Here is a 13,474-nt window from a genome sequence, read left to right on the forward strand (position 1 = left end):
TCGAAGCCGGGAGGTGGTGCAGGTGCGGGAGATTGCCTACGACTGTGACGTGCTGGTGATCGGCGGCGGGATCGTCGGTCTGTCGACGGCGTACGCGATCACGCGTGCCGCGCCGGGCACCCGGGTGACGGTGCTGGAGAAGGAGCGGGGGCCTGCCCTGCACCAGACGGGGCGCAACAGCGGCGTGATCCACAGCGGGATCTACTACCGGCCCGGGTCGCTGAAGGCGCAGTACGCGGTGCGGGGCGCCACCGAGATGGTCAAGTTCTGCGCGGAGTACGGCATCGCCCACGCCGTCACCGGCAAGCTGATCGTCGCGACCCAGCGGGCAGAGCTGCCGCGACTGCACGCGCTCGTGCAGCGTGGCCGGGAGAACGGCATTCCGGTGCGTGAGCTGGGGGCGGCCCAGATCGCGGAGTACGAGCCGGAGGTGCGGGGGCTCGCCGCGATACACGTCGGGACGACCGGGGTGTGCGACTTCGTGGGGGTCGCGCGCCAGCTGGGCGAGGCGTCCGGGGCGGACATTCGGTACGGCGTCGAGGTCGTACGGATCGATCGGCGGGCGGAGCTCGGGGTGGCCGTGCGGACGCGGGACGGCGGCGTCGTGCGGGGGCGGGTGCTCGTCAACTGTGCCGGGCTGTACTGCGATGAGATCGCCCTGCTGACCGGGGACGAGCCCGGGATGCGGATCGTGCCGTTCCGGGGGGAGTACTACACGCTGGTGCGGGACGGGCTGGTGCGGGCGCTGGTGTATCCGGTGCCGGATCCGGCGTTTCCGTTTCTCGGGGTGCATCTCACGCGCGGGATCGACGGGGATGTGCATGTCGGGCCCAACGCTGTGCCGGCGTTGGCTCGGGAGGGATACGGGTGGGGGACCGTGCGGGGGCGCGAGTTGGGGGCGACGCTTGCCTGGCCGGGGGCGTGGCGGATGGCTCGGCGGCATTGGCGGTACGGGGTGGGGGAGGTGCGGCGGTCGGTGTCCAAGGGGGCGTTCACGGAGGCGGTGCGGAGGTTGGTGCCGGCGGTTTCCGAGGGGGATCTTGTGCCGGCCTCGGCGGGGGTGCGGGCGCAGGCGGTGTTGCGGGACGGGACGCTTGTGGATGACTTCTTGATACGGGAGGGGGATCGGGCTGTGCATGTGCTGAACGCGCCGTCTCCTGCGGCGACCGCTTCGCTGCCGATCGGGCGGGAGGTGGCTCGCCGGGCGCTGGCTGTGCTGGGCGGGGTTTGAGGGCGCCCGGTGCCGACGCAGCCCCCAGGTCCTCCTCCCGTAAAATCGGCCCCACTGTGTCTGACTTCCCCAACACCCCCGAAGCCCCCCAGCCCACCCCCGGCGACTCCACCCGCCACACGCGCCCCAAGGGTGCGCCCCGTTTCCCCGACGGGCCCAAGGCCGACCCCGCCGGGTCTCACTTCGAGCGGCGGATTCGGAGTTTTCAGCCGCGGCGGAGTCGGGTGACCGCTGGGCAGGCGGACGCGTTGCAGCGGCTGTGGGCCAAGTGGGGGCTGGATATCGATGGGCAGCGGGTCGTGGACCTGAACGAGTTGTTCGGGAACTCGCACCCCGTCGTACTGGAGATCGGGTTCGGGATGGGCGAGGCCACCGCGCAGATGGCCGCCGAGAGTCCTGACCGCAACATCCTCGCCGTCGATGTGCACACACCTGGGCAGGGCAATCTGCTCAACCTCGCCGACCAATACGGGCTGTCCAACATCCGCGTCGCCAACGGGGACGCCATCATCCTGCTGCGCGAGATGCTCACCCCCGACTCCCTCGACGGGCTGCGCGTCTACTTCCCCGACCCCTGGCCCAAGAAGCGGCATCACAAGCGGCGGCTGATCCAGCCGGAGTTCCTCGATCTCGCCGCGACCCGTCTGCGGCCCGGGGCGATCGTGCACTGTGCGACCGACTGGGAGCCGTACGCCGAACAGATGCTCGAAGTGCTGACCGCGCACGCCGACTTCGAGAACACCCAGACCGACGGCGGTTTTGCGCCGCGTCCCGACTTCCGGCCGCGGACCCGTTTCGAGGGCCAGGGACTGGACAAGGGACATGTCGTGAACGATCTGCTCTTCCGTCGCGTACCCCACGACGACCAGCGCGACGAGCAGCCCACCGACTGACACGAACGCGACGACCCCCCACTGAACTTCCCTCGTTAGGGTCAATGCCGTGGCCACCAGCACCCCGTACCCCACGCATCCCCCAGGTCCTCCCGGTCCCCCCGGCGGAGCGCTGCGGCACGCGCACTGGTGGCAGCGGAAGTGGGTGCGTTACGGAGCGCTGATCACCCTGCTCGCGCTCTCGGGGCTGGTCATCCTCGCCCTGGTCCGCGAACAGACCGGCACGGAGGGCTTCCTGGTCGGACTCGGCCTCGCCGTGCTGCCCGTACCCCTTCTCATAGCCGCCTTCCGCTGGCTGGACCGCGTAGAACCCGGCCCCTGGCGCAATCTGCTCTTCGCCTTCTCCTGGGGCGCCTGCGCCGCGGCACTGATAGCGATCGTCGCCAACAGCTTCGCGACCAGGTGGATAGCGACCGCGACCGCCGACCCGACCAGCGCGGACACCCTCGGGGCCACCGTCATAGCGCCCATCGTCGAGGAGTCGGCCAAGGCCGCCGCCGTACTCCTCGTCTTCCTCTTCCGGCGGCGCGACTTCACCGGGATCGTCGACGGGGTCGTCATCGCCGGGGTCACCGCCACCGGCTTCGCGTTCACCGAGAACATCCTCTACCTCGGCACCGCCTTCGGCGCCGACCAGATCACCGGCGACCGCGGCATCGCCTCCGTCACCGCGGCGACCTTCTTCGTCCGCGTCATCATGTCGCCGTTCGCGCACCCCCTCTTCACCGTCCTCACCGGCATCGGCTTCGGCATCGCCGCACTCGCCGGGGACCGCCAGCACCTGCGGCGCTTCCTGCTCCCGCCGGCCGGGCTGCTGCTCGCGATGGGGATGCACGCGTTCTGGAACGGCTCGTCGACGCTCGGGGAGTACGGCTTCTTCGCCGTGTACGGGACGTTCATGGTGCCCGCGTTCGGGCTGCTGACCTGGCTGGTCATCTGGACCCGGCAGCGCGAGCTGCGGACGGTCCGCACCGAACTGCCCGCCTACGTCGCCACCGGCTGGCTCGGACCGGCCGAGCCGTACGCGCTCGGCTCGATGCGGGCCCGGCGGCTGGCCCGCGAATACGCCAGGCGCCACTTCGGGAAACCCGCGGGGCGGGCGGTGGCCCAGTACGAGGCCTACGCGACCTCACTGGCGTTCCTACGACACCGGGGACACGGCGGACGGGCGAGCACCGACTTCGTCGTACGGGAACGCGAACTGCTGCACGAGCTGTGGAGCCGCCGGGATGTCGCCCGCCCCGCCCTGGAGTACGCGGCGAGGGCGACGGCACCGGTGATCGTGCCACCGCCCTGGCCGACGTACGGACAGCAGGCGTACGGACAGCAGACGTACGGGCAGGCGTACGGACATGCCTACGGGCCGGCGCCTTACCCCGCGCCCCACACGGCCTATCCCTACCCCGCCTACAACCCGTACCGGACGTAGAGACCCCCTACGCCGAAGCCTCCGTAAGCCTCTCCACCTCCGCCTCCGTAAGCTCCAGCTCCGCCACCGCGACCAGTGCCGGGAGCTGGTCCACCGTACGGGCCGACGCGATCGGGGCCGCGACCGTCGGCTGGGACGCGAGCCAGGCCAGGGCGACCGTGGCGACCTCCGCCCCGCGTGATGCGGCGATCTCGTCGAGGGCCGTGAGGACCTTGCGGCCGCGTTCGGTGTCGAGATGCTTGCCGGCGCCCATCGCGGCGCGCCGGCTGTCGACCGTAACGCCGGGGCGGTACTTGCCCGTGAGGAAGCCGGACGCGAGCCCGAAGTACGGGAGGGCGGCCAGGCCGGTGCGCTCGGCGAGGTCCTGGAGCTCGCCCTCGTAGGTGTCGCGGGAGACCAGGTTGTAGTGGGGCTGGAGGGCGACGTACCGCGCGAGACCCTCGCGGTCGGAGAAGTCGAGGGATGCCTGGAGGCGCTCCGCCGAGATGTTCGAGGCGGCGATGTGCCGTACCTTGCCCGCCTTCACCAGCTCGTCGAGCGCGCCGATGATCTCCTCGACCGGCACCTCGGGCTTGTCGAAGTGGGTGTAGTAGAGGTCGATGTGGTCGGTGCCCAGGCGGCGCAGGGACGCGTCGGCGGCGGCCCTGATGTTGGCGGCCGTGAGGCCCGGGAACTCGGGGTGCTGGCTGACCTTGGTCGCGATGACCACGTCGGAACGGTTGCCGCGCGCCTTGACCCAGTTGCCGATGATGGTCTCGGACTCGCCGCCCTTGTTGCCCTCGACCCAGGCCGAGTAGGAGTCGGCGGTGTCGAGGAAGTTGCCGCCCGCGGCCGCGTACGCGTCGAGGACGGCGAAGGACTGCGCCTCGTCGGCGGAGAAGCCGAAGACGTTGCCGCCGAGGACGAGCGGGAAGACCTCCAGGTCGGAGGAGCCGAGCTTGCGAAGAGAAGTCATGCTCTACAGCAACACCCGCACCGGAGCGCCCTGTTCCGGAGGCAATGGCAAAGTTCCGTAAACCCCAAAAGACCGGCAGCCCTGGCGTCGGGGGGGTGTCGCCAGGACTGCCGGAAGTCGGAGAGGAACAAGCCTCAGGGGGTGAGCCCCTTGCTCTGCAGCCAGGCCATCGGGTCGATCCCGGTGTCCGCTCCACCGGGGTGGACCTCCAGGTGGAGGTGCGCCCCGGTCACGTTGCCCGTGGAGCCGACGCGTCCGATGACATCGCCGGTGTTGACCTTCTGGCCGACGCTGACGCTGATGGACGACTGGTGGGCGAACCAGAGCTCGGTGCCGTCGTCGAGCGTGAGCACCGTCTTGTAGCCGTACGACCCGTCCCAGCCGGCCTCGGTGATGGTGCCGCTGTGGATGGCCTTGATGAGCGTGCCCGTGGGCGCGGCGAAGTCGAGGCCCGTGTGGTAGCCGGAGGACCACAGGGAGCCGGCCTGGCCGAAGGTGCTGGTGATCGTGTACGAGGAGGTCGGCAGCGTGTACTGCTTGGCCAGCTCGGCCAGGCGCTCGGCCTCCGCCTTCGCGGCGGCTTCCTCGGCGGCCTTCTTCTTCGCGGCGGCGGCCTTGGCGTCGGCCGCCTTCTCCGCCGCTGCGGCGGCGTCCGCGGCCTTCTTCTCGATGGCGGCCTGGGCAGCCTCCTGCGCCGCGGTGTCGGCCTGGTCCTGCTGCTGCTCGGCCTGGAGGATGATCCGGGCGCGCAGTGCCTCGCCGGCGTCGGTGGTGCCCTCGGCGGTGTCCTCGGACGTGACACCCACGCTGCTGAGCGCGGTGGCGGAACCCTTGGGGCCTTCGTCGTCCGAGATGAGCGAGCCGACGGACGGCAGGTCGGGCATGGAGATGGAGACGGGCGGCTTGCCGGTGTTGGCGCTGGCCATACCGGCCCCGCCGACGGCGGCTATGACACCGACGCCCAGGACGGTGGAGCTGCGGGCGAGTCCCCCGCCGCGCTGCTTGCTGACGCGGTGCCGGCCTCGTACGGGAAGAATGGACTCCGCGGTGGGGTTCCACTCCTCCTTCGGGCCCTCGTCGGTGCGGGCGCCGCCGTAGACGAAGGTCTCGGGGCTGCGCTGTTCCGGCACGAACGGGGCTTCTGGGGCGGGCGGGTTGGACGCCACGTAGGCGTGCTCCTTTCCTTCCTTCTCGCCTACCGGGTTAGCTGACGGGTTCGGAGCAGGAAGGTCTCCTACGCGCGTATAACTGCCGTGCTGCCACGGCGTTATCCGCGTGATTCACCCCAAGTTGGTGGTTCCCCGGTTCCCTTGCGGGATTCGGCACGTGCGCACGGAGCCGACTCTTGTGACGGCTGGGACGACCGCGCTGCGTTATCGAACGTTAATAGACGCGGGCCCTGGATTCCAAGCCGTTCGGCTTGATCATTAACGATTTTCCGCAGGACGTAGCCGTCATGACCGGTAGAAAACGGGCGAGTTGACCGCGATTCAGGAGTCACACCAATTCTGACGGTGTGTCAGTCGTTATGCGGAGCGGGATCATGCGAACACCCCCCGTGACAACGATCAAGAACCAGTGGCGGCGCGCCCGTCCAGGTTTCGACGCTCGGCATCGGCGGCCCGGAATACACCGAAGGCCCGGATCTCAAGAGATCCGGGCCTTCGGCCGTGAGTAGCGGGGACAGGATTTGAACCTGCGACCTCTGGGTTATGAGCCCAGCGAGCTACCGAGCTGCTCCACCCCGCGCCGTTGTGACTCCAGTGTACGTCATCCGGAGGACCACATGCACACGCGTTGATTTGAAGCGCTCAGGGCACCTCACGTCGCAGGATTTCCGGCGTGGGTGAGGGTCTCCCAGGAAACGAAGAGGTCGTCGGTGCCGGCGGGCCGGGTCTCCTCGGTGTCGATGGTCGAGCCGACCGGGCTGAGCGGCACCTTGCCGTCCTTCTCCAAGTAGAAGTAGGCGGGCACGCGCTCGCGGAAGCGCTTCAGGGCGTGGTCGAAGGTCTGGTGGTCGTCGAGGAAGACGGCGATGCCGATCGCGGCGTCGGCCATCGCGAGGTCCCAGTTGCCGACCCGTGCGCGGGCAACTCAGCCCAGCAGATGCCGATTCGGCACCATGGCCGCCCACTCGTACTCCGGCAGTACGACCACGTCGACCCCCTGGCTGGTCAGCAGCCCGCTCCCGTCGGCCGCCTCGACGAACGTGTTCGGCTCGCGCCACGCCGTGACCACCCGTCGTACGCCCGCGTCGAGGATGATCCGCGCACACGGCCGGGGCCGCGAGGCACGGTGTGCGCAGGGCTCCAGGCTGCTGTACACAGTCGCGTCGGCGAGCCGCGGATCCGCCGGGTCCAGCTTGGCGAGGGCGGCCTCCTCCGCGTGCACCACGGGATCGTCGCCCTCTCGCGAGTACCCGCGGGCCAGCTCGGTCCCGTCGGCGGCCACCACCACCGCCCCCACGCTGAACGCGGTCCCCGAGGGCGGACACAGCACCGCCAGCTCGCAGGCCAGCGCCAGCCAGTGCCCGTCGGCGGACGCCGGTACGTCTCCGGTGCCGGGCGCGGTGGGCTCGTAGCGCATGAGTACGACGTCCTCGATGGCCCGCGTCTCCATGAGCCGCAGGCGTCCGCCCTGGTAGGGGCCGGGGCCGAAGAGCCGGGGGGCGTCCGGGTCGCCGACGAAGAGTGGTGCGACGACGAGTTGCAGCTCGTCGGCGAGCCCTTGCTGAAGCAGCTGGGTGTGGACGGTCCCGCCGCCCTCGACCATGAGACGCCGGACGCCGCGGACGTCGTGCAGGTGGTCGAGGAGGGCGTGCCAGTCGAGCTCGGGGCCGAGCGGCACGACGTCGGCGGCGAGCTCCAGTGCCTGTGCGCGGACGGCGCCCTTGTCGGTCGTATAGACGATCTTCTCGCCGCCCGTGTGCCAGAAGTTGGCGGTCGGGTCGAGGTCGCCGGAGCCGCTGACGGTGACCTTGAGCGGGTACTCGGGCTTCCCCTCGGCGACGCGGGCGGCGCGGCGCTCGGGCGAGTTGACCAGGAGGCGGGGGTTGTCGGCTCGGATGGTGCCGGCGCCGACGAGGATCGCGTCCACGGAGGCCCGTACCTCGTCGACGCGGTCGAAGTCGGCCGGGCCGGACAGGAGCAGGCGCTCGGGGCCGGTGTCGTCCAGGTAGCCGTCGAGGGAGACGGCGGCGGAGAGCAGGACGTGGGGGTGGGGCATCGGCGCGCTCCCTGTCGGCAACCTGCGGTCTTGAGCTTGAGGTCTTGAGCTTGCGGTCTTGGTTCAAGTTTGAAACAAACCTACACTGGGTGCATGACGACCCGCTGGCTCAGCCCCGAGGAGCAGCGCGCGTGGCGCGCGTACGTCGCCGCCTCGCTTCTCCTTGAGGACGCGCTCGACCGGCAGCTCCAACAGGACGCCGGCATGCCGCACCTCTACTACACCATCCTGGCCTACCTCTCCGAGGTGCCCGACCGCAGCCTGCGCATGACCGATCTCGCCGAAAAGCTGAAGATCACGCGCAGCCGGCTGACGTACGCGGTGGCGCGCCTGGAGAAGGACGGTCTGGTACGGCGTGAGGGGTGCCCGTCGGACAAGCGGGGCAGCGTCGCCGTACTGACCGACGAGGGCACGACGGTCCTGGAGCACACGGCACCGGGCCACGTCGAGACGGTCCGCGCGTCCCTCTTCGACCATCTGACCGAGGAGCAGGTGGGACAGCTGGAGGAGATCTGCACGAGCGTCGCGAAGGGAATCCAGGGGGAGGATCCACGGTTGGCACCGGAGGGGGTGCCGTGGCTTCGGCGGTCGTCATCTTCCTGCTCGTAATCTAGTTGCTTCAAATTTCAAGCATGAGGTAGGGTTCCGAACCGAGGATCTGCTTCAAATCTGAAGCAGAGACCGATAGAACCAGGTACGGAACTCGGAGACCCGCATGCCCGACACACCTACCGCCACCCCGCGCTCCCGCGTCCGAGTGCCCCTTCGCTTCGGCGACGGCTACTCCGTCGACGCCGAGCTGGTCACCTTCCACGGCCTGGCCGACGGCCAGGAACACGTGGCCGTCGTCCTCGGCGACCCCGGCCCCGTCCCGCTGGTGCGGCTGCACTCCGAGTGCCTGACAGGCGACGTCTTCGGCTCGGCCCGCTGCGACTGCGGCCCGCAGCTGCGCGAGGCGGTGGAGCGGATCGCCGACCGCGGCGGCGTGCTCCTCTACCTCCGCCAGGAGGGTCGCGGCATCGGCCTCTACAACAAGCTCGACGCGTACGCCCTCCAGGACCAGGGCCTCGACACCTACGCGGCGAACGCGGCCCTCGGCCTCCCCGAGGACGCCCGCGACTACACGGCGGCGGCCCAGATGCTGCGCGCCCTGGGCATCGACCGGCTGGACCTGCTCTCCAACAACCCCGACAAGGCCGACCAGCTCCGCGCGCTGGGCATCGACGTCAACGACCGTGTCCCCACGGGGGTGTTCACCACCGCCCACAACGTCCGCTACCTCCGCGCGAAGGTCCTCCAGACCCAGCACACGCTGCCGCTGGGGGAGTTGACGTTTACAGAGCTGAACGCGGGCTGACCTGCTTTGGCTTTCAGCAGTACGGGGGCTGGTTGGTGAGCGAGGCCGCCACTCGCATCCACACGCCGAAGAGCCGGTAAAGGAACGGGAGTTCGCCCTCCGCCCGGACGGTACGGCTGTCGGTGGCGGTGACGCCGGGGATGCCGAGGAGGGTGGCCGGTGCCGAGGCGGACTGCCAGCGGACGGTGAGGGTGGAGGGGCCGGACGGGACCGTGGCCGTGGGGCGGTGGGCGATCGCGGCGGTGACGGTCTCCTCGATGGCCTGGCGGGCCTCGGTGTCGGGCCGCAGTTGGGCGGCGAACCGGTCATGGGCGTACTTCACGGCGACGGTCGCGATCGACGCGTCCCACTCCGTGGCCTCCGCGCAGGCGGCGTCGTCGCCGGTGAGCGCCACCACGGGCACGCCGATCGCGGTGGCGGTGGCCTGCGCGAGCACACCCGCGAAGTGCGCCGTGATCGTCTCGACGACCGGATCGGCGTCGGGCGAGGCAGGATCGACGCCGGCGGCAAGGGCAGCCCCGGCCTGCTGCCGCGCGACGACGACCTGGATCCGTCCGCTCACCGAGGCGACGGCCGGCATCCCGACACCGAGGCAGGTGCGCGGCTCCCACTGCCGCACCACCCAGAGCTTGTTCACCGCATGAGCGGCCGAGCTCGGTTTCCCGGGCTACTTCGGCCACGACTGGGACGCCTTCCGCGACTGTCTGCGCGAGGCGGTGGACAACGCCGACGACGACGTGGTGGTCCTCCTCCGCGAGGCCGGGGAACTGCTCGCCGACGAGCCGCCCAACGCGCTGGCGATCCTCCTCGCCGTCCTGGGCGAAGCCGCCGGCGACGACCCCATCGCCCCCGGCCTGCCCTGGATCCAACGGGTACCCGGCCTCCGTCAGGGGCAGGTTGGGGCCGGATACCCTGACGGGATGATCGAGAATCTTCCTCCCTGTCCGAAGTGCTCCTGCGAGTACACCTACGAGATGAACGCCCTTGTGGTGTGCCCTGAGTGCGGCCATGAATGGGTTCCTGACGTGAGCGGTGCCGAGGGTGGTGACCCCGTCGGCGAGCGCGTCATCAAGGACTCCGTCGGCAATGTGCTGCAGGACGGCGATTCCGTGGTCGTGGTGAAGGCGCTCAAGGTGAAGGGGAGCCCTTCGGGGATCAAGGCCGGGACCAAGGTGCGCAACATCCGGCTGGTCGACGGAGTCGACGGCCACGACATCGACTGCAAGATCGACGGTTTCGGGGCGATGCAGCTCAAGTCGAGCGTGGTCAAGAAGGGCTGACCCTCCCCCCTCCGCCGGGGCGGCCCGGCAGCAGTCTGATGCTGAATTGCAAAATTTCGCAATTGGTTAGATGCTGTGTTGGCTGTGTTCGCAGGTAGCCGCGGGCGCAGCCTTCACTGCCCCGGGTGGGGCGCTGCCGGAAGCCGAGGGACCGTGTCCGTTCCGCTGTACCAGGCCAAGGCCGAGTTCTTCCGGATGCTGGGCCATCCCGTACGGATACGGGTGCTGGAGCTGCTGCAGGACGGGCCGATGCCGGTGCGGGAGCTGCTGGCCGCCATCGAGGTGGAGCCCTCCAGCCTGTCCCAGCAGCTGGCCGTGTTGCGCCGCTCCGGGATCGTCACCGCGACGCGGGAGGGGTCGACGGTCGTCTACGAGCTGGCCGGCGGGGACGTCGCGGACCTGATGAAGGCCGCGCGCCGGATCCTGACCGAGATGCTGTCCGGGCGGAACGAACTGCTCGCCGAGCTGCGGGAAGCCGAGGTCACCGCGCGATGACGTCCGCCTTCACCCGGCTCAGGGGCCGGATCGCCGCGCTGCTGCCCGGCCGTACGGATCTGGCGGAGACGCGTCGCGACCCACGCCGGGATCTGCTGGCCGGCCTCACGGTGGCGATCGTCGCGCTGCCGCTGGCACTCGGCTTCGGCGTCTCCTCCGGCCTGGGTGCGGAGGCGGGGCTGGCGACCGCGGTCATCGCCGGTGCGCTCGCCGCGGTGTTCGGCGGTTCGAATCTGCAGGTGTCCGGGCCGACGGGTGCGATGACCGTGGTGCTGGTGCCGATCGTCGCCCAGTACGGGACGTCCGGGGTGCTCACGGTGGGGCTGATGGCGGGCGTGATGCTCGTCGCGCTCGCCCTGCTCAGGGCCGGGAAGTACATGCAGTACGTGCCCGCCCCCGTCGTGGAGGGCTTCACCCTCGGTATCGCCTGCGTGATCGGTCTCCAGCAGATCCCGAACGCGCTCGGGGTGCCCAAGCCGGAGGGCGACCGCGTCCTCGTGGTGACTTGGCGTGCCCTGGAGGAGTTCGCGGAGCACCCGAACTGGACCGCCGTCGCCCTCGCCGTGGCGGTCGCCGCCGTCATGCTGACCGGCGCCCGCTGGCGGCCCACGATCCCCTTCTCCATCCTCGCCGTGATCGCGGCGACGATCGTGGCCCAGCTCGCCGGACTGGACGCGGCCAAGCCGATCGGTGACCTGCCCTCCGGGCTTCCGGCGCCCTCGCTCGCCTTCCTCGACCTCGGCTCGCTCGGCACCCTGCTCGCCCCGGCCGTGGCGGTCGCCGCCCTCGCCGCGCTGGAGTCCCTCCTGTCGGCCTCGGTCGCCGACGGCATGACGGTGGGTCAGAAGCACGACCCGGACCGGGAGTTGTTCGGGCAGGGCCTGGCCAACATCGCGGCCCCACTCTTCGGCGGCGTGCCGGCGACCGGCGCGATCGCCCGCACCGCGGTCAACGTCCGCACCGGCGCGAGTTCCCGGCTGGCCGCGCTCACGCACGCCGCGATCCTCGCGGTGATCGTCTTCGCGGCCGCACCCCTTGTCTCCAAGATCCCGCTCGCCGCACTCGCGGGCGTGCTGCTGGCCACCGCGATCCGCATGGTCGAGGTCGGCTCGCTGCGGGCCATGGCCAAGGCCACCCGCTCGGACGCGCTGATCCTCGTCCTCACCGCCGTCGCGACCCTCGCGCTCGACCTCGTGTACGCCGTGATCATCGGCCTGATCGTCGCGGGTGCGCTCGCGCTGCGGGCGGTGGCCAAGCAGGCCCGCCTGGAGCCGGTCCCGCTCGACCGCGGCGACCACAGCGCCGAGGAGCACGCGCTGCTGGCCGAGCACATCGTGGCGTACCGCATCGACGGCCCGCTGTTCTTCGCCGCCGCCCACCGCTTCCTGCTGGAACTGGCCGAGGTCGCCGACGTACGCGTCGTCATCCTGCGCATGTCCCGGGTGACGACCGTCGACGCCACCGGCGCCCTCGTCCTCAAGGACGTGGTCGAGAAGCTCAACCGGCGCGGCATCGCCGTCATGACCTCCGGCATACGCACCGGCCAGCGCCAGGTTCTCGATTCCGTCGGGGCGCTGGAGCTGCTGCGCCGGGAGGGGCGCGAGTACGCCACCACGCCCGAGGCGATCCAGGGCGCCCGGGCCCACCTGGAGTACGCCGGGGTCCTGCCGCCGCTTCCTTCCCAGAAGTCCCGGCCCATCAGCGAGGAAACAGAGGAAAACGTCGGATGAGCACACCGCCCGCATCGCTGCGCATGGTCGAGGTCTCCGGTGCCGAGGCCCTGTGGCTGCTGGAGGGCAGCGCACTGGGGCGGCTGGTGTATCCACAGCGGGACCTGACCGTCATCCGGCCCGCCCGGCACACCTGGGAGTACGGCCGCCTGGTGATGCGCACACCCGCCCCGGCCGCCGCGATCCCCGCCACCGCCACCTACCACGTGGACGAGGTCCGCGCGGTGACCGCCACCGGCTGGTCCGTCACCGTCGCCGGACGGGTCGACGTGATCACCGACCCTGACGAAGCCGCCCACTACCAACGCACCCTCGCCGGCTGGACCCACGGCCCGCACGACACCCTGCTGCGCCTCCACCCCAAGACGGTGACCGGATTCCGCCTCGCCCGCGCGGAGGCGTGATGAGCACCCGGCTCGAAGCGCTGCCCAACCGGCATGTGCTCACGTTGCCCGCCGTTCCGTCCGCGGTCCGGCTGGCCCGGGAGACAGCCGAGCAGTCCTTGGCCGAGTGGGGGATAAACCCGCGCCATCCCACCGTGGATCCGGCCCTGTTGATCCTCAGCGAGCTGGTCACCAACAGCATCCGGCACGCCGCGGTGCTCTCCCCGCAGGTGACCGTCATCTACGCGGCGGGCGCGGACTGCCTGGCCTTCGCCGTGCACGACCGCCACCCCTACCAGCCACCCCTGCACGCGTCGGTCACCGGCACCGGGACGGGCGGCCTGGCCACCGTCATGGAACTCACCCTCGGCCTGAGCGGCACCGCGGTCGTCCGGGCCGACGCCGACGGCAAGGGCAAGAGCATCTGGATCACCCTCCCCCTCTGAGCCCTTCTCCTACGACCAAACAGGCCGACCGCGCAAGGAAGTTGACGCCC

13 protein-coding genes, 1 tRNA gene, 3 pseudogenes and 1 riboswitch are annotated in these 13,474 nt (G+C 70.4%); of the genes and pseudogenes, 11 read left to right on the forward strand and 6 right to left on the reverse strand.

All coding sequences use genetic code 11. The annotated features are described in order from the left end of the window. The first annotated feature begins 22 nt into the window (after positions 1 to 22). From lhgO to AC5DRG_RS25090, 3 genes are read left to right on the forward strand one after another with little or no spacing between them, the layout of a single operon-like run. On the forward strand, positions 23 to 1,231 hold the full coding sequence (gene lhgO / locus AC5DRG_RS25080) for an L-2-hydroxyglutarate oxidase (RefSeq protein ID WP_491812883.1): 1,209 nt from the start codon (positions 23 to 25) through the stop codon (positions 1,229 to 1,231). A 56-nt stretch (positions 1,232 to 1,287) separates the two neighbouring features. Further along, positions 1,288 to 2,124, forward strand: coding sequence for a tRNA (guanosine(46)-N7)-methyltransferase TrmB (gene trmB / locus AC5DRG_RS25085; protein ID WP_491812884.1), 837 nt, complete (start codon positions 1,288 to 1,290; stop codon positions 2,122 to 2,124). 49 nt (positions 2,125 to 2,173) lie between these two features. Then, complete coding sequence (locus AC5DRG_RS25090) at positions 2,174 to 3,553, forward strand: PrsW family intramembrane metalloprotease (protein ID WP_491812885.1); 1,380 nt, start codon at positions 2,174 to 2,176, stop codon at positions 3,551 to 3,553. Positions 3,554 to 3,560: 7 nt separating this feature from the next. Here AC5DRG_RS25090 and AC5DRG_RS25095 read toward each other — a convergent pair whose 3' ends face one another. From AC5DRG_RS25095 to AC5DRG_RS25115, 5 genes and pseudogenes are all read right to left on the reverse strand, one after another. After that, positions 3,561 to 4,508, reverse strand: coding sequence for an aldo/keto reductase (locus tag AC5DRG_RS25095; protein WP_491812886.1), 948 nt, complete (start codon positions 4,506 to 4,508; stop codon positions 3,561 to 3,563). A 134-nt stretch (positions 4,509 to 4,642) separates the two neighbouring features. Next, the gene (locus AC5DRG_RS25100; protein ID WP_491812887.1) at positions 4,643 to 5,674 is read right to left on the reverse strand and encodes a M23 family metallopeptidase; all 1,032 of its coding nucleotides are present in this window, start codon (positions 5,672 to 5,674) and stop codon (positions 4,643 to 4,645) included. An 11-nt stretch (positions 5,675 to 5,685) separates the two neighbouring features. After that, positions 5,686 to 5,843: riboswitch (cyclic di-AMP (ydaO/yuaA leader) on the reverse strand. 340 nt (positions 5,844 to 6,183) lie between these two features. Continuing rightward, positions 6,184 to 6,257, reverse strand: a tRNA-Met gene (locus AC5DRG_RS25105). A 72-nt stretch (positions 6,258 to 6,329) separates the two neighbouring features. Further along, positions 6,330 to 6,584, reverse strand: a pseudogene (locus tag AC5DRG_RS25110) (hypothetical protein); the annotation flags it as partial. Between the two features lie 18 nt (positions 6,585 to 6,602). Next, entirely contained in the window at positions 6,603 to 7,733 is a 1,131-nt protein-coding gene (locus tag AC5DRG_RS25115) for a dihydrofolate reductase family protein (RefSeq protein WP_491812888.1), read from the reverse strand. Positions 7,734 to 7,826: 93 nt separating this feature from the next. Between AC5DRG_RS25115 and AC5DRG_RS25120 the strand changes: the two genes are divergently transcribed. Both AC5DRG_RS25120 and AC5DRG_RS25125 read left to right on the forward strand, forming a co-directional pair. Next, on the forward strand, positions 7,827 to 8,342 hold the full coding sequence (locus AC5DRG_RS25120) for a MarR family winged helix-turn-helix transcriptional regulator (RefSeq protein ID WP_491812889.1): 516 nt from the start codon (positions 7,827 to 7,829) through the stop codon (positions 8,340 to 8,342). Between the two features lie 106 nt (positions 8,343 to 8,448). Then, a complete protein-coding gene (locus AC5DRG_RS25125) occupies positions 8,449 to 9,090 on the forward strand; it encodes a GTP cyclohydrolase II (RefSeq protein ID WP_491812890.1) in 642 nt (213 codons plus the stop codon). Positions 9,091 to 9,103: 13 nt separating this feature from the next. Here AC5DRG_RS25125 and AC5DRG_RS25130 read toward each other — a convergent pair. After that, positions 9,104 to 9,523 (reverse strand): annotated as a pseudogene (locus AC5DRG_RS25130) (M55 family metallopeptidase); the annotation flags it as partial. Positions 9,524 to 9,746: 223 nt separating this feature from the next. On the opposite strand from AC5DRG_RS25130, the pseudogene AC5DRG_RS25135 reads away from it, so the two are divergent. From AC5DRG_RS25135 to AC5DRG_RS25160, 6 genes and pseudogenes are all read left to right on the forward strand, one after another. Then, positions 9,747 to 9,908, forward strand: a pseudogene (locus AC5DRG_RS25135) (barstar family protein); the annotation flags it as partial. Positions 9,909 to 10,010: 102 nt separating this feature from the next. Then, positions 10,011 to 10,370: a zinc ribbon domain-containing protein YjdM gene (locus AC5DRG_RS25140; RefSeq protein ID WP_491813147.1), complete on the forward strand. Its 360-nt coding sequence runs from the start codon at positions 10,011 to 10,013 to the stop codon at positions 10,368 to 10,370. 153 nt (positions 10,371 to 10,523) lie between these two features. Next, positions 10,524 to 10,865 (forward strand): ArsR/SmtB family transcription factor, encoded by a 342-nt coding sequence (locus AC5DRG_RS25145; RefSeq protein WP_491812891.1) that lies wholly within the window; start codon positions 10,524 to 10,526, stop codon positions 10,863 to 10,865. Continuing rightward, on the forward strand, positions 10,862 to 12,595 hold the full coding sequence (locus AC5DRG_RS25150; RefSeq protein WP_491812892.1) for a SulP family inorganic anion transporter: 1,734 nt from the start codon (positions 10,862 to 10,864) through the stop codon (positions 12,593 to 12,595). The genes AC5DRG_RS25145 and AC5DRG_RS25150 overlap by 4 nt, the downstream gene beginning before the upstream one ends. After that, positions 12,592 to 12,999 carry a pyridoxamine 5'-phosphate oxidase family protein gene (locus tag AC5DRG_RS25155; protein ID WP_491812893.1) on the forward strand — a complete coding sequence of 136 codons (408 nt, stop codon included), beginning with the start codon at positions 12,592 to 12,594 and terminating at the stop codon, positions 12,997 to 12,999. Before AC5DRG_RS25150 ends, AC5DRG_RS25155 begins: the two co-directional genes overlap by 4 nt. Continuing rightward, the gene (locus AC5DRG_RS25160; RefSeq protein WP_491812894.1) at positions 12,999 to 13,424 is read left to right on the forward strand and encodes an ATP-binding protein; all 426 of its coding nucleotides are present in this window, start codon (positions 12,999 to 13,001) and stop codon (positions 13,422 to 13,424) included. The genes AC5DRG_RS25155 and AC5DRG_RS25160 overlap by 1 nt, the downstream gene beginning before the upstream one ends. The last annotated feature ends 50 nt before the right edge of the window (positions 13,425 to 13,474 follow it).

It is taken from the genome of Streptomyces sp. JLBG701, from assembly GCF_058544905.1.